At 33.8% G+C, this 17,466-nt stretch carries 17 protein-coding genes and 1 pseudogene; all 18 read right to left on the bottom strand.

Translation table 11 applies throughout. The features are described 5' to 3' along the window. Positions 1–204: 204 nt before the first annotated feature. Positions 205–1,545: a hypothetical protein gene (locus tag BUB08_RS19395; RefSeq protein WP_073003588.1), complete on the bottom strand. Its 1,341-nt coding sequence runs from the start codon at positions 1,543–1,545 to the stop codon at positions 205–207. Between the two features lie 175 nt (positions 1,546–1,720). Then, a complete protein-coding gene (locus tag BUB08_RS19400) occupies positions 1,721–2,086 on the bottom strand; it encodes a hypothetical protein (protein WP_073003589.1) in 366 nt (121 codons plus the stop codon). Continuing rightward, positions 2,079–2,426, bottom strand: a complete 348-nt coding sequence (locus BUB08_RS19405) for a hypothetical protein (protein ID WP_139249806.1) — start codon at positions 2,424–2,426, stop codon at positions 2,079–2,081. The genes BUB08_RS19400 and BUB08_RS19405 overlap by 8 nt, the downstream gene beginning before the upstream one ends. A 424-nt stretch (positions 2,427–2,850) precedes the next feature. Next, positions 2,851–3,006: a hypothetical protein gene (locus BUB08_RS20400; protein WP_175550052.1), complete on the bottom strand. Its 156-nt coding sequence runs from the start codon at positions 3,004–3,006 to the stop codon at positions 2,851–2,853. Positions 3,007–3,188: 182 nt separating this feature from the next. Further along, positions 3,189–3,791 carry a hypothetical protein gene (locus BUB08_RS19410; protein ID WP_073003591.1) on the bottom strand — a complete coding sequence of 201 codons (603 nt, stop codon included), beginning with the start codon at positions 3,789–3,791 and terminating at the stop codon, positions 3,189–3,191. A gap of 158 nt (positions 3,792–3,949) precedes the next feature. Beyond that, entirely contained in the window at positions 3,950–5,233 is a 1,284-nt protein-coding gene (locus tag BUB08_RS19415; protein WP_073003592.1) for a hypothetical protein, read from the bottom strand. A 161-nt stretch (positions 5,234–5,394) separates the two neighbouring features. Beyond that, positions 5,395–5,907 (bottom strand): hypothetical protein, encoded by a 513-nt coding sequence (locus tag BUB08_RS19420; RefSeq protein WP_139249807.1) that lies wholly within the window; start codon positions 5,905–5,907, stop codon positions 5,395–5,397. Between the two features lie 165 nt (positions 5,908–6,072). After that, entirely contained in the window at positions 6,073–6,807 is a 735-nt protein-coding gene (locus BUB08_RS19425; protein ID WP_073003594.1) for a hypothetical protein, read from the bottom strand. 163 nt (positions 6,808–6,970) lie between these two features. Beyond that, positions 6,971–7,864: a hypothetical protein gene (locus BUB08_RS19430; RefSeq protein ID WP_073003595.1), complete on the bottom strand. Its 894-nt coding sequence runs from the start codon at positions 7,862–7,864 to the stop codon at positions 6,971–6,973. A gap of 155 nt (positions 7,865–8,019) precedes the next feature. After that, positions 8,020–9,021, bottom strand: a complete 1,002-nt coding sequence (gene rhuM, locus BUB08_RS19435) for a virulence RhuM family protein/type II toxin-antitoxin system death-on-curing family toxin (protein WP_073003596.1) — start codon at positions 9,019–9,021, stop codon at positions 8,020–8,022. Positions 9,022–9,123: 102 nt separating this feature from the next. Beyond that, complete coding sequence (locus BUB08_RS19440) at positions 9,124–10,071, bottom strand: integrase core domain-containing protein (protein ID WP_083570889.1); 948 nt, start codon at positions 10,069–10,071, stop codon at positions 9,124–9,126. 77 nt (positions 10,072–10,148) lie between these two features. Continuing rightward, positions 10,149–10,304 (bottom strand): annotated as a pseudogene (locus BUB08_RS20790) (helix-turn-helix domain-containing protein); the annotation flags it as partial. 237 nt (positions 10,305–10,541) lie between these two features. Then, positions 10,542–11,498 carry a Fic family protein gene (locus BUB08_RS19445; protein WP_073003597.1) on the bottom strand — a complete coding sequence of 319 codons (957 nt, stop codon included), beginning with the start codon at positions 11,496–11,498 and terminating at the stop codon, positions 10,542–10,544. 223 nt (positions 11,499–11,721) lie between these two features. Further along, the gene (locus BUB08_RS19450) at positions 11,722–12,618 is read right to left on the bottom strand and encodes a DUF5677 domain-containing protein (protein WP_073003601.1); all 897 of its coding nucleotides are present in this window, start codon (positions 12,616–12,618) and stop codon (positions 11,722–11,724) included. Between the two features lie 152 nt (positions 12,619–12,770). Continuing rightward, entirely contained in the window at positions 12,771–13,403 is a 633-nt protein-coding gene (locus tag BUB08_RS20405; protein WP_073003598.1) for a hypothetical protein, read from the bottom strand. A gap of 496 nt (positions 13,404–13,899) precedes the next feature. Next, positions 13,900–14,049, bottom strand: a complete 150-nt coding sequence (locus BUB08_RS20410; protein WP_175550054.1) for a hypothetical protein — start codon at positions 14,047–14,049, stop codon at positions 13,900–13,902. 181 nt (positions 14,050–14,230) lie between these two features. After that, entirely contained in the window at positions 14,231–15,604 is a 1,374-nt protein-coding gene (locus BUB08_RS19460) for a T9SS type A sorting domain-containing protein (RefSeq protein WP_073003599.1), read from the bottom strand. Between the two features lie 183 nt (positions 15,605–15,787). Beyond that, positions 15,788–16,654 carry a toll/interleukin-1 receptor domain-containing protein gene (locus tag BUB08_RS19465; protein ID WP_073003600.1) on the bottom strand — a complete coding sequence of 289 codons (867 nt, stop codon included), beginning with the start codon at positions 16,652–16,654 and terminating at the stop codon, positions 15,788–15,790. Positions 16,655–17,466 lie beyond the last annotated feature (812 nt).

Genomic DNA, 17,466 nt, shown 5'->3' on the forward strand with positions numbered 1-17,466 from the left:
GAAGGTGTTAACAACATACCGAGTTCTTAACAAATTGTGGTTAGGTTTTTAGACAGTCTGACGGTTGGTACATGTTGTCGGGGCGGATTTCGGAGAGCGTTCCTGTCCGAAGGACACGGAACTGCGATGCGAGAATCCGCAGTTGGCATACCACCGAACCCGCCCTGCAATATGTACTGTGTTAGCTGCTGGGTTTTATTCATTCTATTTATTTTCAATCCCTTTTGTTAACTGATATTGGTATTTTAATAACATTGTTGAAGGTAATATTTGGTCAAATATAATTTTCATAAAAAAGCCTTGTCCAAGGAACATTTGTTGTCCAAGAATATCAACCTTAATACCTCTATTTTCAAAAGAAAATATTTCTTTAGGACTATAAGATTTATTGTCTAAGTATTTATGTAGTTCTTTTGAGGTTGACCAAGATGCTTTTATTCCGAGGAAGTTTGAGAACTCAATAAATTTTTCATAATCAATTCCAATGTATATTTTCACTCTTCCTAAAACAATATCTAATATCTGCTTATCAGTAAAAGGTTTCATGAAAATTGGCTCAGATATCAATCTGCAATTTGATATCAAGTCATAGAAGGAATATGGCTTGCACAATCCTTTCATCGTCGGTTGACCATATAATCTCCAATCATTTTTGTAAACACCAACATGAACAATTGCTTCTATGCAATCATATGCCCAATCTTTTTCTTCTAATTGCTTAAATAACTTATTAAATGCCGAATGATAGGTTTCGATTTCAAAATCATTTTCAATAATTTTTACTTTGGAGTCCTTGAGCTTTGAGTCTGGTCCCTCATTTTCTTTTATAATTTTTGCTGCTCTTTCTGTTTTTCCCTTTTGAGTCAGCATTCTTTTTATCTGTTTCTTAAACTCTTTGTCATAAGACTCTCCAATTATAGAATCTACATTGTTTTCATTTAGTTGTTCTTTCTCAATAAGTTCTAATGCTTCGGAGTTTTTCTTACCAGATTTAATCTCAGAGACTTTAATTCCTTCTTTATCAACAATCAAACAATCTCCAAGTTGGATGTTATGAGTAATGTCTGTTATCAAGCAGAAACTGTCTCTATTCTCATTTATTTTGTTAGTAAAATCAATGACGTATTCAAAAGATTTGTCATTCAAATTTTTCTCACCAGACTCGTAAGTAAAGAGTCGCCTATAAAAATAATGTTGCCCATTAATCATCTGCCAAGCAATTGAGTCTGCAAGATTTCTAAATATATCAGATTGATAATCTAACGTTTTACTTTTTTCTGTCAATTCTGATAATAGCGTTTGATTTCTTTCTCTTTTTGCTTGTTTTATTTCTTGTTCTGTACTTTGCCTTACTTTTTGTAAATCTCTTAGCTCAAATAATATTTTTGATTGTGCAATTTTAAATCCATCATAGCATAATCTATTTAGTTCTTCTCCATCAAAGTCCGTAGTTGGAGCTTTTCCATCAAAAAGAGTATAGGCTCCGTAGGTTCGACAGTAGAAAAGTATCTCTTTTATTTTTTCTTCAAATTTCAGTAATTCCATTGTTGTGTTTTGCGTCTTTTAACCTTGCAGCTAACGGTCACTTGTAAGTTGTCGTTGCGGATTTCGGAGCTCGTTCCTGTCCGCGAGGACGGTACGATGTTGCGAGAATCCAGCGAACGACACACCACGAACCCCGCAATGCAATTTACAATTTGTTGTGCTTTCGTGCTTTTTTCTATTTGTCATTAATTCCTTTTTCAATTATGTAAAACCATTTTCCTGTTTCAGGATAGTGAAGTCCCAACTTTTTCACAAAATCAGCCCTAACCCAAGGTTCACCTAAATCATACTCATCATTGTCAAAAGCTTTCCCTGAATTCTCTTTATTTGCAATATCAATTAGATATGGTTTTATAAATTTTTTGTCTACATGAAATTTATTGGAGATTAAGTCAATGTTTGCAATACATTCATTTTTATCCAAATCAACAGCTATATAATTATTCCAAAAATTATCAATTAGTTGCCCATTTTGATAAAGACAATAACCCCAGGCAACATTTTCGTATTCCAGAACTGTAATCACTGGTGAATCAGTCAATTTTGATATATTTTTTTGACAATTTATCAAATAATGATGAGTTTAAATGTAAATTCAATGATGCCCAAGAATTGCTGTCAACTGAAATTTGTGATAGCTTAGATTCACTTATTCCTCCTATCGTAATATTCTCCCAATCCCAGGTTTGCGAATCTAAATCTTTATACTCGACAGACATATCTGTCAAAACCGTTTTTATTTCAATCTCAGGATTGACAGATTTTGTTTTCCAAAAGATTGTAGCAAATGAAGCAGAACAGCAATCTTTATCATTTTTGTCTGCCCAAACTAATGGAACCAGAACCATTAAAAATATTGTAATCAATATAGTTTTATTCATGTCAGTCCAATTTTTTTCTGTTGGTTTTTCAGCATGAAGCACAACGGTCAAGTGCATGTTGCGAAGTGGATTCCGAAGAGATTTTCCGTCCGGCAGGACGAAGAAAATCGAAACGAGAATCCGCGGATGGCAAACCGCCAAAACCGCTATGCAATATGCACATTGCTACAGCGCGTTTTTGTCTTTATTTCTTGTTAATTTTGTCAAGTTGTAAAATGTCGTTTTTGGGTTGCTCCACTCCTACTCCGTCATTTACTTTTTTCTATTTTCTTTTCTTTGTCTTTCTGTTTTGCAAAAAAGTCGGTGTCTGGTCGATTTCGCTCATTAATTGTCTGTCGATTTTTGAGCTAAATTTATTCATTTTCCAGCCAAGCTGAGCAACCAAAATTCGATATTCTTTCGCTTTTTTCAAAGCTCCGCTTCCTCAATTACATTTCATTTGTCTTTGAGGAATAATCTTTTCTGCCTTGCTCTTTTCTTTGTTTTCTTCTTTTCTTTCCAAAATCTGGCTGACTTTCCAAAAATCCTGAGTTTGTCTTTTCTCTTTTCCTTTCTTGTCTTTGTCTTTGTCTTTTTGCAATAAGTTTTTATTTGTTAATCAGTTCCTTTTTCAAATGCGCTGGTAACGGTCACTTGCAAGTTGTCGTTGCGGATTGCGGAGCTCGTTCCTGTCCGGAAGGACGGAACGATGTTGCGAGAATCCAGCGTACGACACACCACGAACCCCGCAATGCAATTTACAATTTGTTACCAAACGTTTTTTCATTTTATCCAAAAGTCATCCAATGGAAACTCAAATATTTTGTACTTACCATCATTTCTCTCAATTATTGAGATATTATAACTCCAAGCACTATCAACAGCATTCTCCGATTGTAAACTAAAAATCTCAGATGTATCCTTTTTCTCAATTAATTCAATTAATGGGTCAAAGTCTGTGAGAATAGGAAATTCAGTCGTAGCAAGATATTTTGGAGTGACTTTCAATACAGAAAGTGTTTCGTTTTCAATCTTGAAGTTTTTCAATTCGAATTTTCTTTCAAATCTGAACTCGTTTCCCTTTTTATCCCAAATCCGACCGTTTGAGAATCCTGTTTCCATGTCATATCCACTTATTATAAATAAACTGTCGGTTGCCGTAAAGTCCGTTTTATATTTCTTTTTTATTATTGAAAAGACTTTCTCCAACTCCGAGATTCCCAAATTAATTGTCTCTTTTGCCTCGGAGTCAAACGATTTTGGATTTTCTTTTTTTATTCTTTCTACCCGATATTTTCGAAGAGTGTCAAAGATTTCCTGTCCATTAGCACATTGAGCGCCAATTGTCAAAATAGTGGCAAGTATTATTAAAATCTTTGGTTTCATTCTTCTTTCAAAATGTTTGGTAACGGTCACTTGTAAGTTGTCGTTGCGGATTTCGGAGCTCGTTCCTGTCCGGCAGGACGGAACGATGTTGCGAGAATCCAGCGAACGACACCGCACGAACCCCGCAATGCAATTTACAACTTGTTAACTGCTGTGTTTTATGTTTTTATATGTTTTCTAACTTGTTTCAATATATCATCAATTTTACTTCCAAACTTATTAAGTTGTTTCAAACCATCCGTGGGATTACACCCATACTTTTTCTCGAAATGATTTTGAATTCCTTTGGTATAATTGTCAGTTATTAAGGATAATTTAGAGAGGTTTTCTTTAAATCTCTCATTGCTAATAGTTAAATAAACAGTTAGTAAAAGTAGATTAATCAAAACACCCACAGAAACGCCAGCCATCCGAGTTACTTTAGCAATTGTGCTTACAGGTTCAATATCTGTTCCATCTGGGAAAATTGTAAAAAAGCTGTAATAAAAGAAGTCAAAGTATTTGGGAGAAAAGTCAATATTATAAAAGTTTGGGTCAATTTTATATAAGCAAAAATTGATTGCACCAAAGTAGACCATTGCTATAAAAAAACTGAACAATGCTTTTCCAAGAAAAGAGAACATGTATATTCTTCTATTAATAATTTCTTTCAATTTAAAATTGAAAGCATTTGCGAATTCATTTATGATTAAATATCGCTCCATTCCTTTGTATTTCTTTTCTTCTTCTGACTTTTCTGAATCAGTTGATTCAGTAATTATTTCGTCAAGTTTTTCTGTCGCATTTGGTGTTTTAACAAAATCATCCAAGTCGCCGACAGACATTTTGAAAATTCTCATAGGAGAAAATGATTCTTTCGTGCGCTCCACAATGTGAATTATTTGAAGAATTACTAGAAAGGAAATTGGGAGATATAACAACTTAGAATTAAGCTCGAACATTAAAATAAACGAAAGAACAAAAAGTGAAAATTTAAAGATGTTGGTCTTTATTTTTACGAAAAACGAAATGAATAACTCTAGGTAGTAATAAAGTAAAATGTGATATTTCTTTTCAAGTAAATATTTTGGTATACCCCAGATGAAATTCTTTATAAAAATCCAGAATCCCGGGTATATTGGAAACAAGAAGAATAATCCGATATTTTTCCAAAATCTTTTATTTCCAATTTTCAACCAAACAAGTACAAATATTATTGATAAAATTAGTGTCTTTAAGATTATATACCATAATGTTCCTGCTATGTTAAATTCAGAGATAATTATAGTGTCAATATTTGTAATAAAAATGCTTGAAAGAATATATATCCAGACTACAAAAAAGAAAGTATTCTTCAATTTTCTTTTTCGTATCTTCTTTTTGTCGACAGGCTGTATTTCTTTGTTTTCACTGTCAATAATTTTTACCTCTTCTGAATTCTTTTTGGTTTTTTCTTCACTCATATTTGGTTGTTGATTCGTGCGATTTTAACATTGCAGTTAACGGTAAATTGCAAGTTGTCGTTGCGGATTTCGAAGAGCGTCAGTGTCCGACAGGACATGACGGTCAAGAAAGAAGCAGAGACAACGCACAGCACTGACCCCGCAATGCAATTTGCAAATTGTTATAACCTGTACTTTTTCTTTTTTATTAGTAATATTTGATTGTCTTTGTCAATAATTTCAAAATCGTAAATAGTATCATTTTTTAAAATAAATCTTAAACTTTCATCTTTAATTTCATTCTCAGATTTTGCAACATGCAATAAACCATACTTGCCTCCAATTTCATCTGAACTCTGAACTGTGAGTTTTTTCCCTTCTCCTGTTTCAGCATTTGTTTTAGTGACAGTCTCTAACTCGATATTGTAAACAAGCAAAAATCTTGAGTCATTGAATAATTCTAGTCTTGAATTTTCTCTATCTGTCCTATTTTTAAATAATTGGATACTGTCCAAAGAAAATATTGTAGAATCAACTAAAGTGTCATGGAAATAATAAGTTCTAAATTTTTCAGATTTGTTTTCTTGTTTTACAGATTCTGAATTTGGATATTCAGTCATTATTATTACATCCTGACAAAAACCAATTGTCAGTGTCAGAAGAAGTACTGAAAGTAGTAAAATTGATTTTTCCATTGTCTTGTTTTTTTAGTATTGGTTATAACGGCCGGGTGCATGTTTGCGAAGCGGATTCCGAAGAGATTTTCCGTCCGGCAGGACGAGGAAAATCGAAACGAGAATCCGTGGCTGGCAAACCGCCAAAACCCGCTATGCAATATGCACATTGTTATAAGGCGTTTTTTATTTCCATAATTTATTTTCCCACATTATTTTATTGTCACTCCCTTTTATAACGTTATTTATAATTTCATCAAATGAACTAATATTTACAAGCTCAAGTGTTATTATTGAATTGTCGATATTTTGAAATTGACAATATAGAAAACCACAATTTTCACTAAAGTATCCTACAAACTCTGACTTGAATTTAGGATTAATGGAATGACATTTAACCTCATAGTACGTTAACTTTGATTTTGCAAAAGAAAAATATTTTTGATTTTTGTTTACAATCTGGTAGTTATAATGTAATGTATCATCTGCAAGAACATTCAATTCTTTATTCTCCCAGAATTTTCCTAATGCAAGTTTCCAATCCCAACTATTTTTTGTCTTTAGAGGAAATTTCACATAGGGAAATGGTGAATATTCAAGAATTTTAAATTCATTAATTCTTGGAGGATGCATAAATATTCTTGATGAATCCTCAATTACTCCAGTCTGCCATGTTTTTTCTTCAAGTATTTTCACTTCTTTTGTCCAAATTATTGCAAACTGTTTTTGCTCTTTTATAGGCCAAAGTTTACCTAAACAACCTAAATACAATTTTCCCGTTTCACTTTTCCCGTTTTTAACAATAGAATAGTTGTAAGTATAAATTATCTCTTTTGAATAAACTGGATTGTCTTCCCCTTTTGAAAAGAAAGGTGAAAGAGTGAAAAAAAATCCTATTATTATGGACGAGATTGTTCTCATTTTTTCGATTTCAAAATGCCTTATAACGGTGGTGGTATGAGGTCGTGGCGGTCAGACGAGAGTCTGGCCAGTCCGACCGAAACTGAGGTTGGGACGAGATTCGACTAGTCGAATCCGCACAAACCCAGCCATGCCTTATACCACGTGTTAGCAACTGGCTTTTTTAATATTCTATTTTCTTTAATTCTTCACCTTGAGAACTCACATTAATTTGTATTTTCCTAGTTTCCAGGTTTAAGTAATTCTCGATTGTAATAATTTCTCCAATTATTTTATTTTGAGTGTAAATTTCAATTTGAAGAGTAATAAAATTCCCTTTGACTATCTCTTTTATTCGGTTCTCAACATCTATGTTCTCACTTTTTATATTTTTAAATGCTTCTAATAATTTAGATGCCTCATCGTTCTCCCAATTAGATTCTATCCTATAATTTATATTCCTTTCAGTTTTCGGGTATATTACGGGAAAGACAAAACTTTTAGTTGTTGCACTATTCAAAGCTCGAAATTCATTCATTGTATTATGTATTACTCCTTTGTAGAAAGACTGTGTTGTGTTTTGGATGTTAATCGCCACATTCTTTAATGCAACATCACCAACGTGTTTAATGCAAAATACTAATTCCTTTTGATATTTAGCAGGATATAGAAACGGGTTTACGTCTATATAGCAATAACTGTTTTTCTCTACTAAGTTATCGAAAATCTTAAGTGTCTTTTCTGAAATTTTTGAGGTTGTATCCGCTAGATTTTTAGATAATTCCAGATTTTTATTTACCAATACATTATTAATTTTTGCATTTTCTATCAAGCTATCTGCTTTTAATAGCGTATCACTTGCAACTTTTAAATGTTCTTCATTTTTACGACTCTCATAGATTGAAGCAAGAACTGTAACAATTAATATTATACAAGATATGGAAGCAATTAAAATCTTTATTTTTTTGTTATCGTGTAAGTCGTCTAGTAAAACGAATGCAATGTTAAATAAAGAAAGTATTAAAATAAAATACACTGACAAGTCACTAATATATTTCAATAATTCATTCATCTTCATTTTGTTGTATGTTTTCTTTAGCTTGTTGCTAACGGACAGGTACATGTTGTCGGAGCGGATTTCGGAGAGCGTTCCTGTCCGCGAGGACACGGAACTGCGATGCGAGAATCCGCAGTTGGCGTACCATCGAACACCGCCCTGCAATATGTACTGTGTTACCGTGCGTTATTTTTCTTATTTATCAGGTTTACAATAATTTTCGTAATAGTATCTTTGTCTTCCGTTTTGCTTACTGCAATCATTAAAGTCAACGCAACCAAAGCATTATCTGCAATTCTCTTTTCTCCATTTTCGTCATAGAGGATTCCGTTTCGTTCCAAGAAGTAAAGAAACAGGAATGCGGCAATTCTTTTATTTCCATCTGAAAATGAATGGTTTTTTGTCACCAAATAAAGTAGATTTGCAGCTTTTTCTTCGATACTCGGATATAAATCTATTCCGTCAAATGTTTGGTAAATTGTTGAAACCGAACTTTTAAAGGAATTGTCTTTTTCTCGGCCGAATAATTCACTGTTCCCATATTTCTGCTTTACCAGTCGAATTTGTTTAATCGCTTCGTCGTATGTAAGTTGAAATTTTTCCTTTCCTGAAGTTTCCTCTATTTTTAGTGTCTGGTAGTCGTATTGGTCCAAAATGTCAAGGGCAAAAGCATAATCTGAAATTATTTGTAGTAATCCTATACTTTCGCCACTTGATAATTCTTTTTGGTTTATAACGTTTCCTAAAATTTTTACTGATTCTTTTAATTCCCGCAATTGTTCATTTTGTTTGGATAACCGTTTTTCATTAATTGAGAATCCTTTTATTAAAAAGTCTTTTAAAATTTTGTTTGCCCAAATTCTGAACTCGGTTCCTCTTTTTGAATTAACACGATATCCGACTGCAATAATTACGTCAAGATTGTAATATTTTATTTTTCTTTTTATTTCCCGGTCACCTTCTTTTTGAACTTGTGCAATTTTTGCACAAGTTAACTTTTCCTCAAGTTCCTCTGTTTTATAAATATTTGAAATATGTCGGTTAATAGAAGTCCTGTCGGTTTCAAACAAAGATTCAAGTTGATATTGATTCAGCCAAACTGTTTCATTATCAAGCTGAACTTCAATTTCAGTCTTTCCGTCTTTGGCTGTAAATATATGAATTTCGGAATTATTCATTTTCGATTTTTTTTCAAATATAGCCAATCTTCAAGTGACTTTTTTGTCTTTCTTTATAATGTTCGTTAAGGCAGATGGTTAACAAAGTTAAAGTCACATGAGTTACACTAAATTTGTACTCAGCCTTGTAATATTTTGTTTATCACGAATATCTTTTTCATTAAAGTAACCTAAAAATACATTACGGTAAAATACTTTCCAAACACCATTTCCAATTTCTTCAGCAGCTACTTGTCTGCCTATCAATCCACTTGACATGTACACCCAGTAATATGCTTTCCATCGCATAGCCCCGCTTTTTGAAACGTTCATTGTTTTCATATGTGAAGGATAGACATAAGGTTTAATTTTCTCAGGGAAAGGCTTGTTTGAGAATTGGTGGGCACTGGCAGGAGTTTTCATATCCAGGGCTTCGTGTGGCCTTATAGAGTTATATTCATTTACAAAATAGTTCAATTTCCTTTGTTGAGAACGTAAATCGAATGCTGAAGGGGAAGCACAGGCCGCTTTTAAATCGCGGTGCATCCGTTCGTGCCTTCCGTTTTGTTCCGGGTGAGCCGGGTCTGAAAACACGGGCAGGATTCCCAGGTCGATAAACCAGTACGACAATGTGGTAAAGCGCTGGATTGCTGATACGGAACCAAAGGGGATCCCATTGTCGGTATGTACCTGTTTAGGCAATCCAAACTTTCGGAAAACCCTTGTGAATTCGGTTTTTACGGATTTGTAATTTTCTTTGTAATGAGCTTTAGCAGTAAAGAGGAACCGGCTTTTAGAGTCGGCAATGGTCAGGGGGTGGCAGTATTTTTTGTTGCCCATTAAAAACTTACCCTTGTAGTCGGCACTCCAGACTTCGTTGCATTCTTTTGGGTCGAAAATAGGATAGATCGGTTTGACCCTACGCAAGCGTTTTTGGGGACATACCAGTCCGTTGCGGGATAAAATATTATGAACCGTAACCACTGATGGGATTTCGTTTTCAGGAAGTTCGTCAAACAACAATACCCGTATTTTTTTGCTCCCCAACGTTGATGTTTTTCCTTTAAACATAGAATTCTTTTTTCTATTCCTTCCTTTGTCCGGTTGGGGTGGTTGATTGGTGCTTTAGCTTTGATCCGCAGGCCTTCAATCCCAAGTTTTTCATACCGCTGAATCATCCTGTACGCCGTTGTCCGGGATATTCCGAATCCTTTACATAACTCCGTGATGGTATATTTCCCGGAGTTCCATTCACAAATAAATTCAATTTTTTCTTCCATAATAGTTTTTTCTTTCCAAGGCATGGCAATTTGATTTTTATGTCAAATTACAAACTTTGAAAAGTGTAAACTATGTGCCTTTAACTTTGTAACGGATGTCCCTTTATCGTACCTAATGCACGGTAACGGTTGGTACATGTTGTCGGGGCGGATTTCGGAGAGCGTTCCTGTCCGAAGGACACGGAACTGCGATGCGAGAATCCGCAGTTGGCGTACCTCCAAACCCCGCCCTGCAATATGTACCGTGTTAGGTTTAGTTTTTTATTTGTATTTATATTTTGTTGTTCTTTTATCTCCATATTTCTCGATAATCCCATCGTCAACAGCAACTTTTAAGTCTCTACTCGCAGTTGCTTGAGATATATTTTTAAATGCTCTTAAATAATCTTGTCTTGAAAATTCCTTTGTCCCAATGATTTCTTTAAAATTTGAGATTCTGTCATTATTGGTTAGACTAATATTTTGAACTTTTAATAATTCTTCGAGTGCATCTTTTATTATTTCGAGCATGAATTCTATAAAAGCAGTTGAAGTTCCTTGTTTATCTGATTTTCCTAAAACATTGTAATATTCTTGTTGTCTCGATTTTACCATACTTTCAATTGGAAGAAATTCGAAAACAGGAGAGTGTTCTTTTAAAATCATAGTTTGCCAAAGTCGCCCCATTCTGCCGTTTCCGTCGATGAACGGGTGAATAAACTCAAATTCGTAGTGGAAAACACAACTTTTTATTAGAATTAAATCGTCGTCGTTTTTTAGATAATTAAACAAATCAGTCATTAACGAATAAACCATTTCTCCGGGAGGTGCAATGTGGGCGATGTCGCTACCTTTAACAATTCCAACCGAACCGGTTCGAAGTTTTCCTGGATTTTCAATCAATTCCTTCATTAAAATCTCATGTGCTTTGCACAACGATTTTAATTCGTAGACTTTAAATTTATTGAGTTGATTATAAACCTTGATTGCATTTTTGACTTCCAGAATGTCTTTTTTGGGAGCAAGAATTCTTTTGTTGTCAAGCAAGTCTGTAATTTGCTCAACAGTCAAAGTATTTCCTTCAATTTCAAGTGAAGACTGAATTGTTTTAATTCGATTTCTTTTTCTTAATTCAGTCGGAGGTTTATTTAAATGAGCAGCATTTACTTCTCCGATTTTTTCTGAAATAGAAGCAATTAAATTTAAAATTTTACTCGTTATTTCGTATGGTGGTTTCATAGTTTAAAATATTGATACTATCATATGATACTATCAAAAATAGTTATAATTGTTTATGCTGCAATTCTTTTTTCAAAATTAAACCTAACGGTGGTGGTATGAGGTCGTGGCGGTCAGACGAGAGTCTGAACAGTCCGACCGAAACTGAGGTTGGGACGAGATTCGACTTGTCGAATCCGCACAACCCCAGCCATGCCTTATACCACGTGTTAGCAACTGGCTTTTAGTCATTTTTCTTGATACTTATACTCATTCCTATTATAAAGTCGTTTATCTCTGGTGGCATTTCACCTAATCTTTTCTTCGCATTTTTGTCTATCTCACAAATGTCATAAATGAATAAACAAGTCAAATAAATTGCGAGTCTTGTTATTGGGTCTGTATATTCTTTGGATATAAGTTTTCCTCTCAACCTTTTAAACTCTTCGATAGCCGGGAAATTAGAATGTGTGTGAATTGATGAGTGTTTATAAGTATTTACAAAGGCTCTCATCTTACAGCAATGTTTCACTAACTCTATGATTTTAAGTGGTCTTATTCTTCCATTCTCAAATAAAAACTTCCAATCCGATTTCCTTTTTGCAGAATCAAAGATTTTTTTTAATTCGTTTTCTGGAATTTCTTTAATAAAGTCAGAGTTTTTAATTTCTTCAGTTTTAGAATCTATTTTTGCGTCTCTGGAAGCTAACACTGTTTCCACTCCATCAAAGTCACTTAATTCAACGTCATACTTTTTTTCCTGAAAAAGTCCGTCCAATTCCCAAAGCAAAAAGCGAAAATATTTTTCTTCTTCACTGTTAGGTTCAACAAATAAATGATTGAATGCTATATATGTTTCAATCATTACTCGAATTGTTGTATTTACAGTGAATAAATCATAGCCATTTAGTTTACGTGTTTCTCCAGATTTTTTATGTTCAATTATTCCACTTGATATATGAAAAAATGTCGATGAATGAATGGCAAATTTGTCAATAAGAAGATTAGAATAGGATTGCCATTCATTTAATTGAGTTTCTTTCCTTGCTGTATAAATATCGCCTAAAGGTCCTAAAAGCAACATCTCGTAAAATTGCAAGGGATTACTGTATAATATTTCATTTAGTGCTTCTGTGTTCATTTTAAGCTTGTTGCTAACGGCCACTTGCAAGTTGTCGTTGCGGATTTCGAAGAGCGTCAGTGTCCGATAGGACATGACGGTCAAGAAAGGAGCAGAGACAACGCACACCACTGCACCCGCAATGCAATTTGCAATTTGTTATGCTTAGGTTTTTATTCAAATATTTTTTCAAACTCAGTTTTGTCATTTATTAATTTCCCTTGTGGTTTATTATTTGCCCATTTTTGTAAATTCGGCTCTGTTTTTCCGCTGTCCGCGATGTTTAGTTTTCTACAAATTTTTTCGATATTTAATTGAAAGTCTGTGATTTTACGGTATTGCTCAAAGTAGGAAATAAATTTGATGTTACTTTCCCAGTCTCTCATTGAACGAATACCAGTTGCAAATCCATTTTTTGCTAACTCAATATTTAGTCCTATATTTTTTGTGAGATTTAGAATGTCAGGGAATCTTTCTGTTACATGTCTTCCAACTATTAAATTTTTTGGTATTCCACAGAATTCATAATTTGTTTTCCTTCTCCAAGCATTAAATAGAAAATCTTTGATGTTTGGTAGGTTGTCAATTGGATGAATTTCGGCGTAGAAACAATTACTATAATGGTCTCTAATTAGAAAATTAACCAAATGTCTTTTTCCTGTCTGCTCGAAATTTTTCCAGTTAATGTCAAATTTTTTCTGTTGGTATTTTATTTCTCCATTTTTTAGTAGGTAATAATTTTTAGAAATCGAGAAATTTAGTTGATGAACCTGATTTGGATAATCACTTTTATATGAATAGTACATCTTGTCTCGGTTTTGAAGTTTATTAGTTTAATTTTCGGTCACAGTTATTTCAGAGTCATTTATTTTTCCGTCAAATCGATTACAAACTCGCTTTTTTTAAACTTAAGCATAACGGCCGGGTGCATGTTTGCGAAGCGGATTCCGAAGAGATTTTCCGTCCGGCAGGACGAGGAAAATCGAAACGAGAATCCGTGGCTGGCAAACCGCCAAAACCCGCTATGCAATATGCACATTGTTACAGCGCGTTTTTCTCTTTATTTCTTGTCAATTTTGTCAAGTTGTAAAATGTCGTTTTTGGGTTGCTCCACTCCTACTCCGTCATTTACTCTTTCCTATTTCCTTTTCCTTGTCCGTCTTGTTTTGCAAAAAAAGTCGGTGTCTGGTCGATTTCGCTCATTAATTATCAGTCAATTTCTGAGCTAAATGTATCCATTTTCCTGCCAATCTGGGCAACCAAAATTCGATATTCTTTCTCTTTTTTCAAAGCTCCGCTTCCTCAGTTACATTTCATTTGTCTTTGAGGAATAAGCTTTTCTGCCTTGCTCTTTTCTTTGTTTTCTTCTTTTCTTTCCAAAATCTGGCTGACTGTCCAGAAATCCTGTGCTTGTCGTTTTTCTTTTCCTTTCTTGTCTTTGTCTTTTTGCAATAGATTTTTAGTTGTTAATCCGTTCCTTTTTCAAATGCGCTGGTAACGGTCACTTGTAAGTTGTCGTTGCGGATTTCGGAGAGCGTTCATGTCCGACAGGACTGACCGATGATGCGAGAATCCGCGGATGGCGCACCACCAACCCCCGCAATGCAATTTACAAAGTGTTAGGCATTGTTGTTTATTTTTTAATAAGTTTTCCTTTTTGTAGAATTCCATTCGTCTCAATTATATAAAAATAACATCCCTCTTTTAGATTTGCGGTACTGATGCTATTATTGCCGTCTAATTCCTTTTTTAATATTTCATTTCCCAATACGTCATATAATTTAAAGTAAATGGGACATGATGTGATTGAAGTTTTAAAAAACAAGATATCGTTAACAGGATTAGGATATAAATAAATACCGGACGTGTTTTGAACATTAACAGAGGTTGCTTCAAATTGAGAATAGTAAAAAGTTCCTTTTTTATATAATTTCCAATCTTTATTTTCTGCATCCCAATATGATAGAGTATAATCAAGTGGCTTATTCCTAATGTTTTGTCTTTTGAATGAGTTGAAAATACCATTAAGGATATACTCTGATGGGGGCAAGATTAATTCTGCGTATTTAACTGACAAATCGTAACTATACGTATTTTTTGTAAATGGGATCCAGTTACCTTTATCATCTTTACCATTGTAATTAACGACCTCTATAAGGTTAGAATTAGAGTCAAAGACAAAATTTGACGATGATGTGTATATCCACTCTTCGGTGGTTTTATCCCAGCTATAATAGATTGGCTGCAGTGTATCTGTTAAAAAAACAAACTCGATTTTACTTTTATTAGTCCATTGATTTGTTTCTTCGTCATAAAATAAACGTAAATACTTTGTCCAGTTTTCTTCAACATCGTATGTGTATTCTGTTCTCTCAAGATTGTACCATTCGTCGGTATTTCTCTTTACATAGTATGAAACTTCTTCACTTTTATTCTTCTCGGAATTATAATAATATTCAGTTTTATTCGAATTCTTCCATTCATTAGTATTCTCATCTCGGGAAAATATGATTTTGGTAATCAACTCAAAGTTTTTATTATATGTATATGTTTCTTTTGAAGATGCTGAATTGTTCCATTGTTGTTGTTCATTGTTCCATCCGAAAAGAAGGGAACTGTCAATTAGTTCATTACTATTGTATGTGTATTGTAATTTTAAACCAGGTATTAATTCAGCGCCAACTTGAGAACTATACTTCCTATAAGAGATATGCTCAGTTGTCTTTTTTTTCGAATCATACAAAAATTCATCCTTATCAGAATCAATCCATTTGCTAATTAAATATTCATAATAACAATCTCTATATTTTGTCATATTATTCTCACTATCATAACTATAAATAGACCTTTCATTTTGTTGCCATTGGTTGTTGTAAAAGTTCCACTCTACAGTAATTATACTATCAAGTCTAAATTTGTCAGTTAAATTGGATTTGTTTAAATCTTCTCCAAATGCCATCAATGCAAACAGATTAATCAAAATCAGTGTGCTTATTTTTTGTTTCATGTTTAATAAGTTTGTGAATTTACGTAAAGGTTGTACAATAATGCCTAACGGTCACTTGTATGTGGTCGGGCGGGATTTCTGGAAGAAATCGTGTCAGACCCGCAGAAAAGTGGGCACGAGGTCTGACTTGTCAGACCGCTAAAACCCCCGCCTGCCATATACAATTTGTTGGCGGTAGTTTTTTTAATAGTCATAATAATATTTTTCCCATAATTTATAAAGTTCAAGTTGTTTGTCATCAGATAATTTATCTGTCTCAAATAGTTGTCCTAAAGAAAATCCTATTAAAAGGGTTGCAATTGCTTTTTTCTCATGAAAATCATTTATTTGATGTTTGTCGATAAGCTCTAAATAACATAAATTCATAATTTCCCACGTCTGGATTTCCCTGTCAGGTTTTAAGTCAAGTTCGTAATTAAAAATTGTTTCATCAATTGTAGAATCCAATACTTGTCCAATTCCAAAATAAATATTTCGTGCTCGAACTTCTAAGTGCTTTGAAAGTTTACTTTGTGGTTCTTTTTGTGGTTTTAATTCTCCGAAATCAACTTTTCCCTCTTTTGCATTTTCAAAAAGTTTTTTAAACAAGAAATATCCTTTAATACTCCTATAAATGTCTGGACGAATTGTTTCAGTCAATGTCAATGCTAATTTGTTAATAGACATTTTTGAAGTATCTAATGCTATTTTATCTGCAAGGTAAAGGGAGAAATTCTTTACTTCATTTTTAGTTATATTATGCCAAATAGGTAATATTACTTTTGTTCCGTTCTCTTCCTTTGAAAGTAGAGAACGATATTCATAATCAGTCCATTTTTTTGATAAGAAATTTTTTGTAATAATTATAATTCCAAATCTTGATTTTAATAATCCGTCATCAATTGATTTTGATAAACTATCTCCAACTTTTAGTGAAAAATCGTCATACCAGATTTTGACTCGCAATTTTTCTAAGATGTCAACAAGTTGCCTGACAATGGAATCTTTGTCTTCGAAAGCATGTGAGATGAACACATCCCATTCTTTATTTATTTCGGTATCATTTTTCATTTTTTAAAATTACCGCCAACGGCCGGGTGCATGTTTGCGAAGCGGATTCCGAAGAGATTTTCCGTCCGGCAGGACGAAGAAAATCGAAACGAGAATCCGCGGCTGGCAAACCGCCAAAACCCGCTATGCAATATGCACATTGTTACAGCGCGTTTTTGTCTTTATTTCTTGTCAATTTTGTCAAGTTGTAAAATGTCGTTTTTGGGTTGCTTCACTCCTACTCCGTCATTTACTTTTTCCTATTTCCTTTTCCTTGTCCGTCTTGTTTTGCAAAAAAAGTCGATGTCTGGTCGATTTCGCTCATTAATTGTCAGTCGATTTTTGAGTTAAATGTATTCATTTTCCAGCCAACCTGGTCAACCAAAATTCGATATTCTTTCACTTTTTTCAAAGCTCCGCTTCCTCAGTTACATTTCATTTGTCATTGAGGAATAAGCTTTTCTGCCTTGCTCTTTTCTTTGTTTTCTTCTTTTCTTTCCAAAATCTGGCTGACTGTCCAGAAATCCTGTGTTTGTCTTTTCTCTTTTCCTTTCTTGTCTTTGTCTTTTTACAATAGTTTTTTATTTGCTAATCGGTTTCTTTTTCAAATGCGCTGGTAACGGTTGGTACATGTTGTCGGGGCGGATTTCGGAGAACGTTCCTGTCCGAAGGACACGGAACTGTGATGCGAGAATCCGCAGTTGGCGTACAACCGAACCCCGCCCTGCAATATGTACATTATAGCCTGGTGTTTATTCAATTTTCATGTCCTCCCAACCTTTGTCATAATATTTTGAGTTTGGTGAAAATTCCGCCGCTCCAATATCTAAATC

Source organism: Mariniphaga anaerophila (genome assembly GCF_900129025.1).
Taxonomy (GTDB): Bacteria; Bacteroidota; Bacteroidia; order Bacteroidales; family Prolixibacteraceae; genus Mariniphaga; species Mariniphaga anaerophila.